Consider the following 20,871-nt stretch of genomic DNA (forward strand, 5'->3'; position numbering starts at 1 on the left):
TTCCATCGATCTGTTTTTGCGCACCTGCATCGGCTGATTGAGCCTGCGCGTACCCGCAAGGTACCGTTGCTCACCCGCACCGCTCGCACGCGCCGATGGAAGACCCGCGCCGGTCGGTATCATTGTGTCGAGAACGTCGACCCACGCCCTGACCGGAGGCGCTTAGCCCCGCTTTGCCCGACGCTTGCTGCCGCCGGACCACCGTACAGGATCGGAACATGACCGAACTCGAATTCCAGTCCCTCGCCAACGAGGGTTTCAACCGCATCCCGCTGATCGCCGAAGCGCTCGCCGACCTCGAGACGCCGCTGTCGCTGTACCTGAAGCTCGCGCAGACCGAGCGCAACGGCGCGAACTCGTTCCTGCTGGAGTCGGTGGTCGGCGGCGAACGCTTCGGGCGTTATTCGTTCATCGGCCTGCCGGCGCGGACTCTCATGCGCACGCGCAACGGCGTGTCGGAAGTGGTCCGCGACGGCAAGGTCGTCGAGACGCACGACGGCGATCCGCTCGCGTTCATCCAGCAATTCCAGGCGCGCTTCAAGGTCGCGCAACGCCCGGGGCTGCCGCGCTTCACGGGCGGTCTCGCCGGCTACTTCGGCTATGACGCGGTGCGCTACATCGAGAAGAAGCTCGCGCACAGCGCGCCGAAAGACGACCTCAATCTGCCCGACATCCAGCTGCTGCTGACCGAGGAAGTCGCGGTCATCGACAACCTCGCCGGCAAGCTCTATCTGGTGGTCTACGCCGACCCGACCCAGGCTGAGGCCTACACGAAAGCGAAGCACCGTCTGCGCGAACTGCGCCAGCGGCTGCGCGTCACCGTCGAGCCGCCCGTCGTGTCGGCCAGCGTACGCACCGAGATCTACCGCGAATTCGCGAAAGACGATTACCTGGCGGCCGTGCGCAAGGCGAAGGAATACGTCGCCGCCGGCGAACTGATGCAGGTGCAGGTCGGTCAGCGCCTGATCAAGCCGTACCGCGACAATCCGCTGTCGCTGTATCGCGCGCTGCGCTCGCTGAATCCGTCGCCGTACATGTACTACTACAACTTCGGCGACTTCCACGTGGTCGGCGCGTCGCCGGAGATTCTGGTGCGCCAGGAAAAGCGCGGCGAGGACCGTATCGTCACGATCCGCCCGCTGGCCGGCACCCGTCCGCGCGGCAACACGCCCGAGCGCGATGCCGCGCTCGCTACCGAGCTGCTGAACGATCCGAAGGAAATCGCCGAGCATGTGATGCTGATCGACCTCGCGCGCAACGACGTCGGCCGCATCGCGCAGATCGGCTCGGTGGTCGTGACCGACAAGATGGTGATCGAGAAGTACTCGCACGTGCAGCACATCGTCAGCTCGGTCGAAGGCAAGCTCAAGAACGACATGACCAATTTCGACGTGCTGCGCGCCACCTTCCCGGCCGGCACGCTGTCGGGCGCGCCGAAGGTCCGCGCGATGGAGCTGATCGACGAGCTCGAACCCGTCAAGCGTGGCCTGTACGGCGGGGCGGTCGGCTATCTGTCGTTCACCGGCGAGATGGATCTGGCCATCACGATCCGCACCGGCGTGATCGCGAACGGCAATCTGTATGTGCAGGCGGCCGCGGGCGTGGTCGCCGATTCGGTGCCCGAATCCGAATGGCAGGAGACCGAGAACAAGGCACGCGCGGTAATGCGCGCCGCCGAGCAGGTCCAGGACGGCCTCGATAGCGACTTCTGACCGGAGACACACCATGCTGCTCATGATCGACAACTACGACTCGTTCACCTACAACCTGGTGCAGTACTTCGGCGAACTCGGCGAAGACGTGCGCACCTACCGCAACGACGAAATCACGCTCGATGAAATCGCCAGGCTGAACCCCGAGCGCATCTGCCTGTCGCCGGGCCCGAGCAATCCGCAACACGCGGGCATCACGCTCGACGTGCTGCGCGAATTCGCCGGCAAGACGCCGATTCTCGGCGTGTGCCTCGGCCATCAGGCGATCGGCGAGGCGTTCGGCGGCCGCGTCGTGCGCGCGCAGACCATCATGCACGGCAAGGTCAGCACGATCGAAACCGACTGCAAGGGCGTATTCGAAGACCTGCCGAAGCACTTTACGGTGACGCGCTACCACTCGCTCGCGATCGAACGCGAATCGCTGCCAGACTGCCTCGAAGTATCGGCATGGACTGAAGACGGCGAAATCATGGGCGTGCGCCACAAGGAACTGGCCGTGGAAGGCGTGCAGTTCCACCCGGAATCGATCCTGTCCGAACACGGCCACGCGCTGCTCGAAAACTTCGTCAAGCAGTCGAAGCTCGCCGTCGCCGGCAAGGCCTCGAGTCACGCGGCGCCCCGCAATGCCTGACACAAAGGGAGACGAGATCATGTCCATTACGCCCCAGGAAGCCTTGCAGCGGACCATCGAGCACCGCGAGATTTTTCACGACGAAATGCTGCACCTGATGCGCCTCATCATGCGCGGCGAACTGTCGCCCGTGATGTCGGCGGCGATCATCACCGGCCTGCGCGTCAAAAAAGAGACCATCGGCGAAATCACCGCGGCCGCCACGGTGATGCGTGAATTTGCCCGGCACGTCGACGTGCAGGACAACTCGAACTTCGTCGATATCGTCGGCACCGGCGGCGACGGCGCGCACACCTTCAACATTTCCACCGCGACGATGTTCGTGTCGGCCGCGGCGGGCGCGAAGGTCGCAAAGCACGGCAATCGCGGCGTATCGAGCAAGTCGGGCAGCGCGGACGTGCTCGAAGCGCTCGGCGTCAACATCGATCTGCAGCCGGAGCAGGTCGCGGCATCGATTGCGGAAACGGGCATGGGCTTCATGTTCGCGCCGAACCATCATCCGGCGATGAAAAACGTCGCGCCGGTACGCCGGGAACTCGGCATCCGCACGATCTTCAATATCCTCGGGCCGCTCACCAATCCGGCCGGCGCGCCGAATCAGCTGATGGGCGTGTTTCACCCCGACCTCGTCGGCATTCAGGTGCGCGTGATGCAGCGCCTCGGCGCCAAACACGTGCTCGTCGTGTACGGGATGGACGGCATGGACGAAGTGTCGCTCGGCGGCGCCACGCTGGTCGGCGAGTTGCGCGACGGCGAGATCCGCGAGTACGAGATCCATCCGGAAGACTTCGGCATGCAGATGGTGTCGAACCGCACGCTCAAAGTCGCCGACGCGGGCGAGTCGAAGGTCATGCTGCTCGACGCGCTCAGCAACAAGCCGGGTGTCGCGCGGGAAATCGTCACGCTGAACGCCGGCACGGCACTCTATTCGGCGAACGTCGCGGCCACGATCGCGGACGGCATCGAGCTCGCGCGCGAAGCGATCGCGAGCGGCAAGGCACGCGCGAAGGTCGACGAACTGGTGCGCTTCACCCAGCAATTCAAGCAGTAATCACGTAGCGAGACATTTATGAGCGACATCCTCGACCGCATCATCGCGGTCAAACGCGAAGAAGTCCGGGCGGCCGAGCAAAGCGTGCCGCTCGAAGAACTGCGGCTCGAAGCGTCGTCGCGCGATCTCCGCGACTTCGTCGGCGCATTGCGCGCCAAGCACACGGCGGGTCTCGCCGCGGTGATCTCCGAAGTGAAGAAGGCGAGCCCGTCGAAGGGCGTGCTGCGCGAGCACTTCGTGCCGGCCGACATCGCGCGTTCGTACGAGAAGCACGGCGCGGCGTGTCTGTCCGTGCTGACCGACGTGCAGTTCTTCCAGGGCAGCGTCGCCTATCTGCAGCAAGCGCGCGCCGCGTGCCAGTTGCCGGTGATACGCAAGGACTTCATCGTCGATCCGTATCAGGTGGTCGAAGCGCGCGCGATGGGGGCCGACGCGATCCTGCTGATCGCCGCCGCGCTCGAAACCGCCGAGATGCAGGACCTCGAAGCGCTCGCGCACTCGCTGGGGCTCGCAGTGCTCGTCGAAGTGCACGACAGCGATGAACTCAAGGAAGCGCTGACGCTGAAGACGCCACTGATCGGCATCAACAACCGCAATCTGCGCACCTTCGAAACCTCGCTCGACACGACGCTCGGCATGCTCGACGCGATTCCCGACGATCGCATCGTCGTGACCGAATCGGGCATCCTGTCGCGCGACGACGTCGAGCGCATGCGCGCGCGGAATGTGCATACCTTCCTCGTCGGCGAAGCGTTCATGCGCGCGGACGAGCCGGGCGTGGAACTCGCGCGGATGTTTTTCTGAGCGTCGTATCGATGTATCCGCGTATCGGGCGCAGAGAAATCCACGCAACGAGGACACCCAGCATGGGCATGGAACGCGAAATCAAGCTGGCGCTGCCGGCTTCGCAGGTGCAGGCGGCGACGCAGTGGTTCGCCGCGCGCGCCGGCAAGAACGGACGCGCGATCAAGCTCGTGAACATTTACTTCGATACGCCGCAGTTGACGCTGGCGTCGTCAAAGAGCGCGCTGCGTCTACGGCAGACCCCGGACGGCTGGCTGCAGACCTTCAAGACGGTCGGCACGGCGACGAACGGCTTGCATAGCCGGCACGAATGGGAATTGCCGGTCGCGGGCGCGAAGCTCGAAATCGGATCGTTGCTGAGCGCTTGCGACGAACCCGCCGCCGCGGATGCACTGAAACAGGCCGCGCCTGCGCTGATCGAGCTGTTCCACACCAATTTCACGCGCACGCTATGGCTGCTCGACTCCGACGGCGCTCAGATCGAGGCGGCGATCGATCAGGGCGACGTGCTTGCCGAAGTCGACGATGAAGCGCGCCGCGCGCCGATCTCGGAGATCGAGCTCGAACTGAAATCGGGCGACGAAGCGGCGCTTCACACGCTCGCCGCCGAACTCGGCAAACGGATTGCCGGCCTCGCGCCGGATGACATCAGCAAGGCGCAGCGCGGGTATCGGTTGCGCGCCAGGTGAGCGCGTTGCCCGAAACCCGCGGCACCTCATGCGCTCGCTTGCCGCAACTTGAGCTAGTCCGCGTTTGCTGCGACACTTCCCCGCCATGACCTCCGCTTCCCGCACCCGCGCCAGTTTGCCGCAGGCATCGCTGTTCGACGATGTCGCGCCCGCCCCGGCCTCTGCCGCCCCCACCGCCGCCCCGCCCACGCTCGAAGCACAGTTCGCCGCGCTACCAGCGGCCTGGCGCGCGCATCTGAAACCCTTCATCGACAGCGACACCTACGCGCCGCTGTGCCGCTTCGTCGACGGTGAGCGTGCCGCCGGCAAAACGATCTATCCGGCCGACGTGTTCCGCGCGCTCCGCCTGACGAGCCCCGACGAAGTGAAAGTCGTAATCCTCGGCCAGGACCCGTACCACGGCGAAGACCGCGGCACGCCGCAGGCGCACGGTCTCGCGTTTTCGGTCGCGCCGCACGTGCGGCCGCCACCGTCGCTGCGCAACATCTTCAAGGAAATCGCCGCGAGTCTCGGTCACCGGACGCCGCAGCACGGCTGCCTCGACAGCTGGGCCAAACAGGGCGTGCTGCTGCTGAACACGGTGCTGACCGTCGAGCGCGACAGCGCCGCGAGCCACGCGAAACGCGGCTGGGAGAAATGTACCGACACGCTGATCCACGAACTCGCGACGCGGCATCAGAACCTCGTCTTCATGCTGTGGGGCGCGCATGCGCAGGCAAAGCGCGCGCTACTCGGGGGCAAGTCGCACTATGTGCTGGAGGCGCCGCATCCGTCGCCGCTGTCCGCGCATCGCGGCTTTCTCGGTTGCGGGCATTTCGCGAAGGCGAACGAATATCTGTTGCAGCACGGCCGGGAGCCGATCGACTGGCGTCTACCGGACGACGCGCAAATGCTTGCGTGAGAGCGTCGTCGTCAGAAGATTGCGATACACAACGAAAACGCCACGGAGGGTGGACCCATCCGTGGCGTTATTCTTTTCACCGCTCGCGCCGCATCGAAGCTGCGCAATGCGGCAGGACAAACCCGCTTAAACCGCGGCGATCGCTTCGCGTGCCGAGCTCAGCGCGGCGTTCGCGGCGTCCGGGCCCATGTTCAGGCCTTCGGCGTAGATGAAGTTCACGTCGGTCATGCCGAGGAAGCCGAGGAAGCTCTTCAGGTACGGCGTCTGGCTATCGTTCGGCGTGCCGAGATACTTGCCGCCGCGCGCCGACACGACGTGGACCTTCTTGCCCGTCACGAGGCCTTCCGGGCCGTTCGCGGTGTAACGGAACGTGATGCCCGCACGTGCGATGAAGTCGAAGTACGTCTTCAGTTGCGACGAGATGCCGAAGTTGTACATCGGCGCACCGATCACGATGACGTCGGCGGCTTGCAGTTCGGCGATCAGCGCTTCGCTGCGTGCGGCGATGGCGGCCTGTTCCGGGGTGCGCTGGTCGGCCGGCGTGAAGAACGCGCCGAGCACGGCGTCGTCGAGGTGCGGCAGCGGTTCGGCTTGCAGATTACGGACGACGACTTGCGCGCCCGGATTCGACTGTTGCAGCTTTTCCGTCAGCTCGTTGACGAGAAGCGTCGAGTTCGCGCCTTGCGAACGGGCTGCCGAGTTGATTTGCAGGATCGTGGTCATGGTTGACTCCAGTAGGGGCGCGCAGTGTTGCGCGAGTGAAGTCATTGTGTTTTTTTACCGGCCGGCGAAAAAGCCGTCCGGCGGCGAAGGATTGTTGCATGGGTAGAACAATCAACCGCCCTCCTCCGCCGATTGACGACGGGACAGGCGACGATCGGTGGACCGCCCGGTGCGGCCCACCACCACGCCGATCACTTCGTCAGCCAGCGCTCAAGGGCTTTGCGCGCGGCGGGACGGTGATCGCTGACCGTGAGCTTGTAGCGGGCCACTTCGGGGCCGTCGAGCTTCACCTGCGTGACCCGCAGCTCGTCGCGGCGGAACGCGTGCACGTCGACTTTCGCGCCCGGCTGATAGCGCATCAGCAGAGCATCGATATTCCCGCCGGTCACGCGCAGACCATCGATCGCGATCAGCACGTCGCCAGCGGAGAGGCCGGCCTTCTGCGCGGCGCTGCCCTCGTGCACGGTCGCGAGCGCGCAATCCGCGCCGCCGCGTAGCCGCACGCCGAGCGACGGCTTGCCGTTTTTGTCGACGTCCGGCGCGAGCGCCACGCCGAACGGCGCGAGCAGCGCGTCGAGCGGCAGATCGCGCGTGCCGCGCACGCCCTCGGCGAACAGTTCGGCCAGTTGCGCGCCGCTCGCTTCCGCGAAAATCGCCTCGATCTCGCTTTCGTCGACGCCGACCGGCTTGCCTCGATAAAAGTCACGGCCAAAGCGCTTCCACAGCAGACGCATCACGTCGTCGAGCGATTTCTGGTTGCCGGTCTGCGCGCGGATCGTCAGGTCGAAGGCGAGCGCGATCAGCGAGCCCTTCGTGTAATAGCTGACGATCGCGTTCGGCGCGTTCTCGTCCTGCCGGTAGTACTTGACCCACGCATCGAACGAGCTTTCGGCGACGCTCTGCTTGAGGCGCCCGCTGCCGCGCTGCACCCCGCCGATCACCTTGCCGACCAGGCCGAAATAGTCGTCCTGCGAGATCACGCCGCTGCGTACGAGAATCAGGTCGTCGTAATACGATGTGAAGCCCTCGAACAGCCACAGCATCGACGTGTAGTTTTCGACGCCGAGGTCATACGGCGCGAACTCGGCCGGCTTGATCCGCTTCACATTCCACGTGTGGAAATACTCGTGGCTGCACAGACCGAGATAGGTCCGGTAGCCCTCGCTCATCGGCTCGCGGCCCTGCACCGGCAGATCGGTGCGATTGCAGATCAGCGCGGTCGACGCGCGATGCTCGAGCCCGCCGTAACCGTCGGTGACAGCCTGCGTCATGAACACGTAGCGCTCGACCGGCGCCTTCTTCGACTTCGGTTCGAACAACGCGATCTGCGCTTCGCAGATGCGCTTCAGATCCTTGCACAGACGCTCCATGTCGAGCCCGATCACGCGACCGCCGATCACGACGTCGTGCGGCACGCCGTGCGCCTTGAACGTCGCGAGCGCGAATTCCCCGAGCGTCACAGGATGGTCGATCAGTTCGTCGTAGTTCTGCGCGCGGTATTCGCCGAAGCCATAGCGCTTCGTGCCGCGCGCTTCCGGCAGCGCGGTCGCGACGCGCCAGCCGCGATACGCCGCGCCCTGCGGCTTCTGGATATCGACCACGCACTGCGCGTCCTCATGGCCGAGCGGCGACAGGAACACGCTGGTGCCATTGAAAAAGCCGATCGTGTCGTCCAGATGCGCGGCGCGCACCGACAGGTCCCATGCGTACACCTCGTAGCGCAGCGTCAAGGCTCCCTTGACCGGCGCGGCCTGCCACATGTGCTTGTCGATCTTCTCGACGCGCACCTTGCGGCCCGCGTCGTTCACCGCGCGCAGCGTGACGATGTTGCGCGCGAACTCGCGCACCATGTAGCTGCCCGGAATCCACACCGGCAGCATGAAACGCTGGCCGGCCGGATCGGGATCGGCGACGGTCACGGTGACTTCGAACAGGTGGGCGGCGGGGTTACCCGGAACGATGGTGTAGCGGATCGGCTTCATCGGCGGCGCTTGGGAGTGTCAGGAGAGTGAGGCGGAGAAGTTCGGGGCTCGATGCGAAAGGAGGCGCTGCGTGCGCCTCCTTCAGTTTGAACGTTGCATCTGTTGCGCGCCCGGGGCGGGCGTGGCGCTGTGGCCAGCGCGCTGTTCAGTGCACGGCCGACAGTTCCTTGTCGAGCCGATCTGCCGGCACCGCGCCGGGCAGGCGGCGACCGTCGGCGAGAAACACCGTCGGCGTGCCTTCGACGTTCATCGAACGGCCGAGCGCGAGGTTCTTGTCGATCGCGGCGGTGTCGCAGGTGGCGGCGGCGGTCGGCGCCTGACGGTCCTGCATCCACGATTCCCACGCCTTCGCGCGATCGGCCGAGCACCAGATCGACTTCGACTTGGCCGTCGAATCGGGCGACAGCACCGGGTACAGGAACGTGTAGACCGTCACGTTGTCGATCGACAGCAGCGTTTTTTCGAGCTGCTTGCAGTACGGGCAGTTCGGATCGGAGAACACCGCGATCTTGCGCGCGCCATTGCCGCGCACGACCTTCACCGCGTTGCCGAACGGCAGGCTCGCAAAGTCGATGCGGTTGGTTTCCGACAGGCGTGCCTCGGTCAGATTCTTGCGCGTCTTCGAGTCCACCATGTCGCCGAGCATCAGGTAGTCGCCGCTCGCATCGCTGTAGACGATCTGCGTGCCGAGATTCACTTCGTACAGGCCCGCGATCGGCGTCTTCGACACGCTTTTGATCGTCACGTCGGAAAGACGGGTTTGCAAGGTGGCCTTGAGCTTGTCGGTGGTCTGGTCGGCCTGCGCCGAGCAGCCGAGCATAGCGGCACCGATCGCGAGCGCGGCGGCGGCGATGCGGAAGGTCTTTTTCATGCTGGAGTCCTGGAGTCAGTCGCGCACCTGCGCGTTTTTTACGTTCCGGCCGCGAGTTTCGGCCGCCTATCTGTTCAATCAGGCTCGATCAGGTTCGATCGGGGGTCGGATAAGGGCGGATCGCAGCGCTTCGATCCGGTCATGATACCTGTCCCGGGCGCCGGTGACCGGCCATCGGCTATCCGCCCGACGCCTCGTCGCGGTTTACCCCAGCGCGGCCGACACGAGCCAGCGCTTGATGAATGGCTGCGCGCCGACGAACGCCATGCCGGTATTGCGCACGGCGCGCGCGAGCGGACCGGGCACCGAGAACAGTTTCTGCAGGCCGTCGGTGGCGATCATCAGCGCGTGAATGTCTTCGCGGCGCGCGCGTTCGTAGCGACGCAGCAGCACCATGTCGCCGAGATCGCGGAACGACTCCTTGCCGCCGATCGTGCTCGCGAGCGCGGCGACGTCGCGCAAGCCGAGGTTCATGCCCTGTCCTGCCAACGGATGGATCAGATGTGCGGCATCGCCGACCAGCGCGACCCGCGGGGCGACGAGCCGGTCCACGGTCTGCAACGCGAGCGGGAAGCCCTGCGCGGGCGTCACGCAGTCGAGCGCACCGAACTGTTCACCGCTCACGTGCTCGACTTCGGCGGCGAGCCGCTCGGGATCGAGCGCGAGCAACTGCTCGGCGTGTTCGGTGCGCGCCGACCAGACCAGCGACACGTGGCCGTCCGGCATCGGCAGCAACGCGATGATCTCGCCGTCGCGGAACCACTGATACGCGGTTTCGCCGTGCGGCTTCGCAGCCTTGAAATTGGCGACCACACCGATCTGTCTGTAGTCGCGGCGCACCATCTTCGAGCCGATCTGCGCGCGCACCCACGAGTGCGCGCCGTCCGCGCCGACTACCAGATCCGCTTCGAGCACGCTGCCGTTCGCGAGGCCGACGCTCGCGTTGTCGACGGAGAAATCGAGCGCCTGCGCGCGCGCGTCGAACCACGTGAGGTTCGGCTGGAAGCGCAGCGCGGCATCGAGCGCGCGCTCGATCACCGACGACTCGACGATCCACGCAAGCTGCGGTACCGATGCCTGAAACGCCGAGAAATGCAGCTCGGCGTGCGCGTCGCCATAGACGCGCATGTCGTAGACGGGACCGAGCCGTGTGTGATCGAGCGCCTGCCAGACCCGCAGTCGTTCGAACAAGGCCTGCGAACTCGACGACAACGCATAGACGCGCGAGTCGAAGACAGCACCGGCGGGCAGCGCCGCGCAAGGCTGCGCGAGCAGTGCGACGCGCAGTCCGGCTTGCGTGAGCGCGAGCGCCGCGGTCTTGCCGACGAGCCCGCCGCCGATCACGGCGGCATCAAAGGTCTGGTGGTGTGCGTTCATGCGCGCATTATAGCCGCGGGGGGTGCGGGGGACGGATCGACGGGCGCGGCCGTTGGGCGCTGTGCGCGGGGCCTCGCGGGCTCGTGCCGGACATGGTGTCTGGGGGCAGAGCCTGAGGTTGTCGGCGGGACTGTGCGAGTCTGACGCCGACCGCTCGCGTAACCCGCACTTCATGCGTTGGCGGCCACGCGCATTTGAGTCCCGGGCCGCTGGCCGCGCGGCCTCGATGCGTCGTGCTAATGCGTCGCGGCGCTTGCCGCGAGCGCCGCGTTCGCCTCGCGCATGCGCATGAAGTCGCGATTGGACGAGAGGTTGCGCCACGCGGCCGCCTCGAGCTCCGCCTTGCGATCGCGCTGATCGCTGCGTACCGCGCAGTCGGGGAACACGCGGTCGAACACGCGCCATAGCGAGTCGTAGTCGTTCTTATCGGCGAACCGCGCGATGTCGGCGTGATCTTCGTGCGACAGGTGGGTCGTCAAACAATCGATGGTCTGCCGGTCCGTGGTGGCCTGCGCTTCGTCGAAATTCGGCGCGACCCATGTCGCGACCGAGCCCACCACGACCGCGGCGACGACGCCGATCCCAACCCATCTGATGATTCCCACGCTGCTCCCCCGGAAATTGGAGCTCCGCCGGCTCTGACCTGACGATTCTACAGTGGCTTCGCGCCAATGCGCCGGCGGGTCCGCGCGGGCGAACGGGTTACAATTGCGCTTTCCGTGAAAACTCGCACTCAATCGTCGAGCCAACGCCCCGATTCGGTGTCTTGTCCGCTCCGCTGAGCCCGCCGCGCCCCACCTTACGCGAAGGCTTTCCGAATCCGCGCGCAGCGTCGAGCGCATCACGCAACCTACTGATTCACTGAAGGATTTCCATGAGCCTCAAATGCGGCATCGTCGGCCTGCCCAACGTCGGCAAGTCCACCCTGTTCAACGCGCTGACCAAGGCGGGAATCGCCGCCGAAAACTATCCGTTCTGCACGATCGAGCCGAACGTCGGCATCGTCGAGGTGCCGGACGCGCGGCTGAAGGCGCTCGCCGAAATCGTCAAGCCAGAGCGCATCCTGCCGGCCGTGGTCGAGTTCGTCGACATCGCCGGTCTGGTGGCCGGCGCGAGCAAGGGCGAGGGCCTCGGCAACCAGTTCCTCGCGAACATCCGCGAAACCGACGCGATCACGCACGTCGTACGCTGCTTCGAAGACGACAACGTGATTCACGTCGCGAACAAGATCGATCCGCTGTCGGACATCGAGGTGATCAACACCGAGCTCGCGCTTGCCGACCTCGCCACCGTCGAGAAGGCGCTCGCGCGCTATTCCAAGGCGGCCAAGTCGGGTAACGACAAGGAAGCCGCGAAGAACGCGGCGGTGCTGGAGAAGGTCCGCGCGCAGCTCGACCAGGCGAAGCCGGTCCGCGCGCTCGATCTGACCGATGAAGAAAAGGCTACCCTCAAGCCGTTCTGCCTGATCACCGCCAAGCCCACGATGTACGTCGCCAACGTGAAGGAAAACGGCTTCGAGAACAACCCGCACCTCGACGCGATCACGAAGTTCGCGGCTGCTGAAGGCGCGCCGGTCGTGGCCGTGTGCGCGGCGGTCGAAGCGGAAATCGCCGACCTCGACGAAGCCGACATGGAAGTCTTCCTCGCCGACATGGGCATGCATGAGCCGGGCTTGAGCCGCGTGATCCGCGCAGGCTTCAAGCTGCTCGGCCTGCAGACCTACTTCACGGCCGGCGTGAAGGAAGTGCGCGCGTGGACGATCCACGTCGGCGATACGGCGCCGAAGGCAGCCGGCGCGATCCACACCGACTTCGAGCGCGGCTTCATTCGCGCGCAGACGATCAGCTTCGACGACTACATCACCTACAAAGGTGAACAAGGCGCGAAGGAAGCCGGCAAGATGCGCGCGGAAGGCAAGGAGTACGTCGTGCATGATGGCGACGTGATGAACTTCCTGTTCAACGTGTAAGCGCGAAGCAGCGCAAACTGCGCTGCGCGATTAAGGCCCGCGAACCCTCAGGGGTTGCGGGCTTTTTTGTTTGCGCGCTACGACCTCCGCAACGCGTCGAGACAACGGGCCTTGATGTGCGGATTTGCAGTCGTGACCGCCGAAACAGCGTGCAACGCTTTGGCCTTGTAGTTTTTCGGCGCATCGTCAATAAACGGAATGCCGCACACACGCGATACCGCGAGAATGTGACTGTCGCCTTCGACAGGGTCTACGACCTTCAGCACAGTTGCGGGATTTCTCGGCAACGCATAGGCAAGAGCGATTCCCAAACCTTCCGCGTTCGCGCCGTCGGCCCCTATGGCCAGGCTACCCGGATGACTCTAGCTGTCGCCATGCATGAAGAAGGCGTCCCTGCCGAAAGTGTGCGTTCCCGGATTAGGCGTCAATGGCATGCCGAAAGCTCCGACATGATGGGAATGCCTTGGCGACCCAATCGTGTACGAACCTTCAGGTATCGGCCCGACCGATCGGACGTGTTGCATGAGGCGATTGCTTTTGCCCGCGCCGTGGCCCGAGTTGCATCACCCGTGATCTTCCCGAATAGATTCCCGTTTATTTCCTTTCCGTGACAGCCAATGCTAAATTTCGGCTTCCGGCGCGCCGCCGCCGGAATGTCATCGAACACAACTAGAATCGCGCGATTCGCGTCCGCGCCCCTTCCGAACCGGAGACAAATCGATGAATTACAAGCCGCTGTTCCGTTCACTTTCCGTCGCCGCTGTATTGAGCATCGGCGTCAGCCAGGCGGCTCACGCCGCGACCGAAATCCAGTTCTGGCACGCCATGGAAGCCGCACTGGGTGAACGTCTGAACGACATCGCGAACGACTTCAACAAATCGCAAAACGACTACAAGATCGTGCCCGTGTTCAAGGGCACCTACGACCAGACCCTCGCCGCCGGCATCGCCGCCTATCGCAGCGGCAATGCGCCCGCCATCCTGCAGGTCTACGAGGTCGGCACCGCGACGATGATGCAGGCGAAGAAAGCCATCGTCCCGGTCACGCAGGTATTCAAGGATGCGGGCCTGCCGCTCGATCAGAAAGCCTTCGTGCCGACCATCGCGAGCTATTACAGCGACTCGAAAACCGGCGAACTGATCTCGATGCCGTTCAACAGCTCGACGCCGGTGCTGTACTACAACAAGGATGCGTTCAAGAAGGCTGGCCTCGATCCCAACCAGCCGCCGAAGACCTGGGTCGAGTTGCACGCCGATGCGCAGAAGCTGAAGGCCTCGGGCATGTCGTGCGGCTACTCGTCGGGCTGGCAAAGCTGGATTCAGCTCGAGAACTACAGCGCGTGGCATGCGGCGCCGTTCGCGTCGCGTAACAACGGCTTCGACGGCATGGACGCGCAGCTCGAATTCAACAAGCCGCTGCAGGTCGCGCACATCCAGTTCCTGCAGAACATGGCGAAGGACGGCACGTTCACCTATGTCGGCCGCAAGGACGAACCGGTGTCGAAGTTCTATAGCGGCGACTGCGGCATCATCACGAACTCGTCAGGCTCGCTCGCGACGATCAAGAAATACGCGAAGTTCAACTTCGGCACCGGCATGATGCCGTACGACGACAGCGTGAAGGGCGCGCCGCAGAACGCGATCATCGGCGGGGCGAGCCTGTGGGTGCTGTCGGGCAAGGACCCGGCCGTCTACAAGGGCGTCGCGAAGTTCCTCGCCTATCTGGCCACGGCGCCAGTCGCCGCGAAGTGGCATCAGGACACCGGCTATCTGCCGATCACGACCGCCGCGTATGACCTGACGCGCCAGCAGGGCTTCTACGACAAGAACCCCGGCAGCGACACCGCGATCCGCCAGATGCTGAACAAGCCGCCGCTACCGTTCACGAAGGGTCTGCGTCTGGGCAACATGCCGCAGATCCGCACCGTGATCGACGAAGAACTCGAACAGGTGTGGGCGGACAAGAAGACGCCGCAACAGGCGCTCGACTCGTCCGTCGCGCGCGGCGACGACCTGCTGCGCCGCTTCGAAAAGGCCAGCAACTAAGCATCGCCTGCAGGCAGGGTTCCGGCGCTCCCGCGCGGGAACCCGTCGTTGCAGCACACTCTGGACATTCCGATGGAAAAGCGCTCCTACTTCGGCACCAGCGTGCTGCCCTACCTGCTCGTCGCGCCGCAGCTGCTCATCACGCTCGTGTTCTTCCTGTGGCCGGCGGGCGTCGCGCTCTGGCAATCGACGCAAACCCAGGACGCGTTCGGTACGTCGAGCGCGTTCGTCGGACTCGCGAACTTCAAACAGCTGTTCGCCGACCCGCTGTATCTGGCGTCGTTCAACACGACGATCGTGTTCTGCACGCTCGTCACCGTGTCGGGCCTCGTGATCTCGCTGTTGCTCGCGGTCTGCGCGGATCGCGTGACGCGCGGCGCGAAGGCCTATCAAACGCTGCTGATCTGGCCGTACGCGGTCGCGCCCGCGATCGCCGCGGTGCTGTGGTCGTTCCTGTTCAACCCGAGCATCGGCCTCGTCACGTATGCGCTCGCGAAACACGGCATCGTATGGAATCACGCGCTGAACCCCGGTCAGGCGATGTTCCTCGTCGTGCTCGCGTCGGTCTGGCAGCAGATCAGCTATAACTTCCTGTTCTTCTATGCGGGCCTGCAGGCGATTCCGCGCTCGCTGATCGAAGCGGCCGCGATCGACGGCGCCGGTCCGGTGCGCCGCTTCTTCGGCATCGCCCTGCCGCTGCTGTCGCCGACCACGTTCTTTCTGCTGGTGATCAACATCACCTACGCGTTCTTCGACACCTTTCCCGTGATCGACGCGGCGACCGGAGGCGGCCCAGGCCAGGCCACCCGCACGCTGATCTACAAGATTTTCGCCGAAGGCTTCCAGGGGCTCGACATCGGCAGTTCGGGCGCGCAGTCGGTCGTGCTGATGATCATCGTCGTGGCACTGACCGTCGTGCAATTCCGCTTCATCGAACGCAGGGTTCAATACTCATGATCGAGAACCGACGCGGTTTCGACCTGTTCTGTCACGCGGTGCTGATCATCGGCGTCGTGCTGGTGGTGTTTCCGGTGTACGTCGCGTTCTGCGCGGCGACGATGAGCGAGCACGAGGTGTTCACGGTGCCGCTGTCGCTCGTGCCGAGCACGCATCTGTTCGAGAACATCGTCACGATCTGGACGCAGGGCACCGGCAACGCCGCGGCGCCGTTCAATCGCATGCTGGTCAACAGCCTCGTGATGGCGCTCGTCATCGCGATCGGCAAGATCGCCGTGTCGATGATCTCCGCGTACGCGATCGTCTACTTCCGCTTTCCGTTTCGCACGCTCGCGTTCTGGCTGATCTTCATCACGCTGATGCTGCCGGTCGAAGTGCGGATTTTCCCGACCGTGCAGGTGGTGTCGTCGATGCATCTGAGCAATACGTACACCGGTCTGACGCTGCCGCTGATCGCGTCGGCGACCGCGACGTTCCTGTTCCGCCAGTTCTTCAAGACACTGCCGGACGAGCTGATGGAAGCCGCGCGCATCGACGGCGCGGGCGCGCTGCGCTTCTTCTGGGACATCGTGCTGCCGCTGTCGCGGACCACGATGGCGGCGCTCTTCGTGATCACGTTCATCTACGGCTGGAACCAGTATCTGTGGCCGATCCTGATCACCAGCCAGCAGTCGCTGATCACCGCGGTGATCGGCATCAAGGGAATGATCGCCTCGGGCGATACCGCGACCGAATGGCATCTGGTGATGACGGCCACGCTGCTCGCGATGCTGCCCCCGCTCGCCGTCGTGCTGACGATGCAGCGCTGGTTCGTGCGCGGCCTCGTGGATTCGGAAAAATGATCCGGTATGGCGGACTGCGACAAGCACTCAAAATCAAAGGCTAGAACGGCATGGCTGCACTGACTCTGCAAAGCGTTAAGAAAACCTACGACGGCAAACAGTTCGTGTTGCACGGCATCGACGTCGACGTCGCCGACGGCGAATTCGTCGTCATGGTCGGGCCGTCCGGCTGCGGCAAATCGACCTTGCTGCGAATGGTCGCCGGGCTCGAGCGCATCTCCGACGGCAGCATTTCGATCGCCGGCAAGGTCGTCAACGAGCTTGAGCCGAAGGATCGCAACATCGCGATGGTGTTCCAGAACTACGCGCTGTATCCGCATATGAGCGTGGCCGAGAACATGGGTTACGCGCTGAAGATCGCGGGCGTCGATCGTGCGCAGATCGCGAAACGCGTCGAAGCCGCCGCGCAGATTCTCGAGCTCGGCGCGCTGCTGCAGCGCAAGCCGCGTGAGCTGTCGGGCGGGCAGCGGCAGCGCGTCGCGATGGGCCGCGCGATCGTGCGCGAGCCGGCGGTGTTTCTGTTCGACGAGCCGCTGTCGAATCTCGACGCGCGTCTGCGCGTGCAGATGCGCCTCGAAATCCAGCGCCTGCATGCGCGCCTCAAGACCACGAGTCTGTACGTCACGCACGATCAGATCGAAGCGATGACGCTGGCGCAGCGCGTGATCGTGATGAACCAGGGCCACGCCGAGCAGATCGGCGCGCCGACCGAAGTCTACGAGCGGCCGGCCACGGTGTTCGTCGCGAGCTTCATCGGCTCGCCGGGGATGAACCTGCTCGAAGGCCGTGTCGCGGACGACGGCTCGACCTTCGACGTCGCCGGCAACGGCCCGAAGCTGCCGCTCGCGGGCGTGCCGTCGATCGGCCGCGAAGTCGCGACAGGCCGCGAGTGGACGCTCGGCATTCGCCCCGAGCATCTGAGCCCGGGCACGGCCAACGCACCGTTCGCGACACTGAGCGTCGATTCTTGCGAAATTCTCGGCGCGGACAATCTAGCGCACGGCCGCTGGGGCAAGCACGATGTGACCGCGCGGCTGCCTCACGCGCATCGTCCCGCGGCCGGCGAGGCGCTGCAGGTCGTGCTGCCCGCGCAGCATCTGCACTTCTTCGATCCGGCGACTGGACGGCGCGCGAACTGAGACGCCCGCGGCGCGCCGCGACGGCGGCCCGCCGCCGGCCCCCCTGCCGCCCGGCCCTCGCCGCGAAGTACAATGCCACCTGAACCACATGCCGCGCGCGGCAGCGTCGTCGAATCCGACGCCGCGCCGGCCGGCGCCGGGTGTTCCGCCCGGCCCTCACACCGATTACCCATTCACCCCCGACTGCCCGCCCGCACGCGGCCGGCGTCGTCAACGTCTACTGCAAGCTAATGGCCCAATACGTTTTCACCATGAACCGGGTCGGCAAAATCGTGCCGCCCAAGCGCCAGATCCTGAAAGACATTTCGCTTTCGTTCTTCCCCGGCGCGAAGATCGGCCTGCTTGGCCTGAACGGCTCGGGCAAGTCGACCCTGATCCGCATCATGGCCGGTGTGGACACGGAGATCGAAGGCGAAGCGACACCGATGCCGAACCTGAACATCGGCTATCTGCCGCAGGAGCCGCAACTCGATCCGCAGAAAACCGTGCGTGAAGCGGTCGAGGAAGGCCTCGGCGACGTGTTCAACGCGCAGAAGAAGCTCGACGAAATCTACGCGGCCTACGCGGAGCCGGATGCCGACTTCGACGCGCTGGCCGCCGAGCAGGCGAAGTACGAAGCGATCCTCGCAACGACCGACGGCAGCGCCGAGCAGCAGATCGAAATCGCCGCCGACGCACTGCGCCTGCCGGCATGGGACGCCAAGATCGAGCATCTGTCGGGCGGCGAAAAGCGCCGCGTCGCGCTGTGCAAGCTGCTGCTGCAAAAGCCCGACATGCTGCTGCTCGACGAGCCGACCAACCACCTCGACGCGGAATCGGTCGAATGGCTCGAGCAGTTCCTGACGCGCTTCCCGGGCACCGTGGTCGCCGTCACGCACGATCGCTACTTCCTCGACAACGCCGCCGAGTGGATTCTCGAACTCGACCGCGGTCACGGCATTCCGTGGAAGGGCAACTACAGCAGTTGGCTCGATCAGAAGGAAGAGCGTCTGAAGCAGGAAGAAGCGTCGGAGTCCGCGCGCCAGAAGGCGATCAAGAAGGAACTCGAGTGGGTGCGCCAGAACCCGAAGGGCCGCCAGGCGAAGTCGAAGGCGCGTATCGCGCGCTTCGAGGAACTGAACAGCCAGGACTACCAGAAGCGCAACGAAACGCAGGAAATCTTCATTCCGGTCGGCGACCGCCTCGGCAATGAAGTGATCGAGTTCAAGAACGTCAGCAAGTCGTACGGCGACCGGCTGCTGCTCGATAACGTCAGCTTCAAGATCCCGGCCGGCGCGATCGTCGGCATCATCGGTCCGAACGGCGCCGGCAAATCGACGCTGTTCCGTATGCTGACCGGCCGCGAGCAACCCGATTCGGGCGAAATCGTGCAGGGTCCGACCGTCAAGCTCGCGTACGTGGACCAGAGCCGCGAAGCGCTCGCAGGCACCAAGACCGTGTTCGAGGAAATCTCGGGCGGCGCGGACGTGCTGACGGTCGGCAAGTACGAAACACCGTCGCGCGCGTATATCGGCCGCTTCAATTTCAAGGGCGGCGACCAGCAGAAGATCGTCGGCAATCTGTCCGGCGGCGAGCGCGGTCGTCTGCATCTGGCGAAGACGCTGATCGCGGGCGGCAACGTTCTGCTGCTCGACGAACCGTCGAACGACCTCGACGTCGAAACGCTGCGCGCGCTCGAAGACGCGCTGCTCGAATTCGCGGGCTCGGTGCTCGTGATTTCGCACGATCGCTGGTTCCTCGATCGCATCGCGACGCATATCCTCGCGTTCGAAGGCGACTCGCAAGTCACGTTCTTCGACGGCAACTACCAGGAATACGAAGCGGACAAGCGCGCGCGTCTCGGCGAGGAAGGCGCGCGGCCGAAGCGCCTGCGCTACAAGCCGATCTCGCGTTAAGAAGCGGGCGGACGACGGCCCGTCTGGCGCGATGCCGGAGGGGCCGCGGGGCATGCGCGTTGCTAACCGTCGCTAGATGGAGGCGCGCGAGAAAGTCTCGCGCACGCGACAGACGGTCAACACAGCGCCGCGCGACGCGGCAACGAGGAGACAGGCATGGCGATGTCGAAGGGCAGGCGCTGGATCGTCATCGTGGGCGGAACGCTTTTGGCGTTGGTTCTGATCGCGATCGGCGCGATGCAATTCGCGCAACAGGAAGTCAAGAATCGCGTCAGCGCGGCGCTCGGGCCGCTCGGCAGCGCCGACAGTATCGACGTCGGCCTCACCTCGGTACACCTCACCCACGTCGTGCTAAAAGCGCCGCCTGACTGGCCAGCGGGTGAACCGCTACGCGCCGACGAAATCACGATCACCCCGGACGTGCGCGATCTGATCGCGCGGCGCATGCATATCCGCGAGGTCGTCGTGCGCGGCTTCGACATGGCCGTGTTACGCACGAAGGACGGCTCGCTGAATCTGCTGCCGAACCTGCGCGAATCGCTGAACCGCGGCGATCAGCCGGGCAACGCCGGCACGGCGCCGCCGATCCCGCGCGAAAAGCTGGTCGACCATATCCGCTTCGAACACGGCAACTTCCATTTCTACGACATGACTGTCGGGCCGCCGCCGTTCAAGGTCACGGTCAGCAACGCCAACGCGAGCGTCGACCATCTGCATCTGCCGGCGCTTACCGAACCGACCCATGTCAGCGTTCGCGGCTCGATGAAGGGGCCGGCGCATACGGGCACCGTGACGTTCGACGGCTGGATCAAAATCGCCAGCCGCGATTCGCAGACGACGAGCACGCTGCACGGTGTCGATATTGCGATGCTCGAGCCGTATCTGCTGAAGAAGGCCGGCACGCGCGCACAGGTGACGGGCGGCACCGTCGACCTGACGATCGAATCGACGGTGCGGAACTATCATCTCCATGCGCCCGGCACGGTGACAGTCCACAACCTGCAGCTCGCCGAATCCGACAATCCGCTCGAGACGTTCATGTCGATTCCGACCCACGCCGCCGTCGCGGCGCTGAAGACGCATAACGGCAATATCACGCTGCATTTCGTGCTCGACGGCGATCTGCGCGATCCGAAGTTCTCGGTGCGCGAAGGGATCCTCACGCGCATCGGCGCGGGGTTTGCGCAGGCGCTCGGGGTCAGCGTCGAAGGTGTCGCGAAGGGTGCGGGCGAGACCGTCAAGGGTCTCGGCAATGCGCTGAAGAATCTGCTGGGGCAGTAGC

18 protein-coding genes are annotated in these 20,871 nt (G+C 64.8%); 13 read left to right on the forward strand and 5 right to left on the reverse strand.

Features of this window, described 5'->3' with window-relative positions; all coding sequences use genetic code 11:
- Positions 1–218 precede the first annotated feature (218 nt).
- From trpE to OKW40_RS14530, 6 genes are all read left to right on the forward strand, one after another.
- A complete protein-coding gene (gene trpE / locus OKW40_RS14505) occupies positions 219–1,712 on the forward strand; it encodes an anthranilate synthase component I (protein ID WP_429490290.1) in 1,494 nt (497 codons plus the stop codon).
- A 13-nt stretch (positions 1,713–1,725) separates the two neighbouring features.
- Positions 1,726–2,343 (forward strand): aminodeoxychorismate/anthranilate synthase component II, encoded by a 618-nt coding sequence (locus OKW40_RS14510; RefSeq protein WP_187616877.1) that lies wholly within the window; start codon positions 1,726–1,728, stop codon positions 2,341–2,343.
- A 19-nt stretch (positions 2,344–2,362) separates the two neighbouring features.
- The gene (gene trpD / locus OKW40_RS14515; RefSeq protein ID WP_090805481.1) at positions 2,363–3,394 is read left to right on the forward strand and encodes an anthranilate phosphoribosyltransferase; all 1,032 of its coding nucleotides are present in this window, start codon (positions 2,363–2,365) and stop codon (positions 3,392–3,394) included.
- A gap of 18 nt (positions 3,395–3,412) precedes the next feature.
- Entirely contained in the window at positions 3,413–4,198 is a 786-nt protein-coding gene (trpC, locus tag OKW40_RS14520; RefSeq protein ID WP_090802017.1) for an indole-3-glycerol phosphate synthase TrpC, read from the forward strand.
- A 62-nt stretch (positions 4,199–4,260) separates the two neighbouring features.
- Positions 4,261–4,887 carry a CYTH domain-containing protein gene (locus OKW40_RS14525; RefSeq protein ID WP_429490293.1) on the forward strand — a complete coding sequence of 209 codons (627 nt, stop codon included), beginning with the start codon at positions 4,261–4,263 and terminating at the stop codon, positions 4,885–4,887.
- A gap of 85 nt (positions 4,888–4,972) precedes the next feature.
- The gene (locus tag OKW40_RS14530; protein ID WP_429356210.1) at positions 4,973–5,788 is read left to right on the forward strand and encodes a uracil-DNA glycosylase; all 816 of its coding nucleotides are present in this window, start codon (positions 4,973–4,975) and stop codon (positions 5,786–5,788) included.
- Between the two features lie 126 nt (positions 5,789–5,914).
- On the opposite strand, the gene OKW40_RS14535 is transcribed toward OKW40_RS14530, so the two are convergent.
- From OKW40_RS14535 to OKW40_RS14555, 5 genes are all read right to left on the reverse strand, one after another.
- Positions 5,915–6,511 (reverse strand): FMN-dependent NADH-azoreductase, encoded by a 597-nt coding sequence (locus OKW40_RS14535; RefSeq protein WP_184009117.1) that lies wholly within the window; start codon positions 6,509–6,511, stop codon positions 5,915–5,917.
- A gap of 191 nt (positions 6,512–6,702) precedes the next feature.
- Positions 6,703–8,493 carry a M61 family metallopeptidase gene (locus OKW40_RS14540; protein ID WP_429490295.1) on the reverse strand — a complete coding sequence of 597 codons (1,791 nt, stop codon included), beginning with the start codon at positions 8,491–8,493 and terminating at the stop codon, positions 6,703–6,705.
- Positions 8,494–8,638: 145 nt separating this feature from the next.
- Positions 8,639–9,364, reverse strand: coding sequence for a DsbC family protein (locus OKW40_RS14545; RefSeq protein ID WP_090802025.1), 726 nt, complete (start codon positions 9,362–9,364; stop codon positions 8,639–8,641).
- A gap of 204 nt (positions 9,365–9,568) precedes the next feature.
- Positions 9,569–10,741: a UbiH/UbiF family hydroxylase gene (locus OKW40_RS14550; RefSeq protein ID WP_429490297.1), complete on the reverse strand. Its 1,173-nt coding sequence runs from the start codon at positions 10,739–10,741 to the stop codon at positions 9,569–9,571.
- Between the two features lie 236 nt (positions 10,742–10,977).
- The gene (locus OKW40_RS14555) at positions 10,978–11,346 is read right to left on the reverse strand and encodes a hypothetical protein (protein ID WP_429293998.1); all 369 of its coding nucleotides are present in this window, start codon (positions 11,344–11,346) and stop codon (positions 10,978–10,980) included.
- 269 nt (positions 11,347–11,615) lie between these two features.
- On the opposite strand from OKW40_RS14555, the gene ychF reads away from it, so the two are divergent.
- From ychF to OKW40_RS14590, 7 genes are all read left to right on the forward strand, one after another.
- The gene (ychF, locus tag OKW40_RS14560; protein WP_429490300.1) at positions 11,616–12,710 is read left to right on the forward strand and encodes a redox-regulated ATPase YchF; all 1,095 of its coding nucleotides are present in this window, start codon (positions 11,616–11,618) and stop codon (positions 12,708–12,710) included.
- A 720-nt stretch (positions 12,711–13,430) separates the two neighbouring features.
- The gene (gene ugpB, locus OKW40_RS14565) at positions 13,431–14,756 is read left to right on the forward strand and encodes a sn-glycerol-3-phosphate ABC transporter substrate-binding protein UgpB (protein WP_429490302.1); all 1,326 of its coding nucleotides are present in this window, start codon (positions 13,431–13,433) and stop codon (positions 14,754–14,756) included.
- A gap of 72 nt (positions 14,757–14,828) precedes the next feature.
- Positions 14,829–15,713, forward strand: coding sequence for a sn-glycerol-3-phosphate ABC transporter permease UgpA (gene ugpA, locus OKW40_RS14570; protein ID WP_429356216.1), 885 nt, complete (start codon positions 14,829–14,831; stop codon positions 15,711–15,713).
- Complete coding sequence (gene ugpE / locus OKW40_RS14575) at positions 15,710–16,555, forward strand: sn-glycerol-3-phosphate ABC transporter permease UgpE (RefSeq protein ID WP_429490304.1); 846 nt, start codon at positions 15,710–15,712, stop codon at positions 16,553–16,555. The genes ugpA and ugpE overlap by 4 nt, the downstream gene beginning before the upstream one ends.
- Before the next feature lie 50 nt (positions 16,556–16,605).
- The gene (locus tag OKW40_RS14580; RefSeq protein ID WP_184065664.1) at positions 16,606–17,694 is read left to right on the forward strand and encodes a sn-glycerol-3-phosphate import ATP-binding protein UgpC; all 1,089 of its coding nucleotides are present in this window, start codon (positions 16,606–16,608) and stop codon (positions 17,692–17,694) included.
- 230 nt (positions 17,695–17,924) lie between these two features.
- Positions 17,925–19,589 (forward strand): energy-dependent translational throttle protein EttA, encoded by a 1,665-nt coding sequence (gene ettA, locus OKW40_RS14585; RefSeq protein ID WP_018420110.1) that lies wholly within the window; start codon positions 17,925–17,927, stop codon positions 19,587–19,589.
- A gap of 156 nt (positions 19,590–19,745) precedes the next feature.
- On the forward strand, positions 19,746–20,870 hold the full coding sequence (locus tag OKW40_RS14590; RefSeq protein WP_429490306.1) for a DUF748 domain-containing protein: 1,125 nt from the start codon (positions 19,746–19,748) through the stop codon (positions 20,868–20,870).
- Position 20,871: the final 1 nt, after the last annotated feature.

Origin of the sequence: Paraburkholderia sp. RAU6.4a (genome assembly GCF_050435625.1) — a bacterium.
GTDB lineage: Bacteria > Pseudomonadota > Gammaproteobacteria > Burkholderiales > Burkholderiaceae > Paraburkholderia > Paraburkholderia tuberum.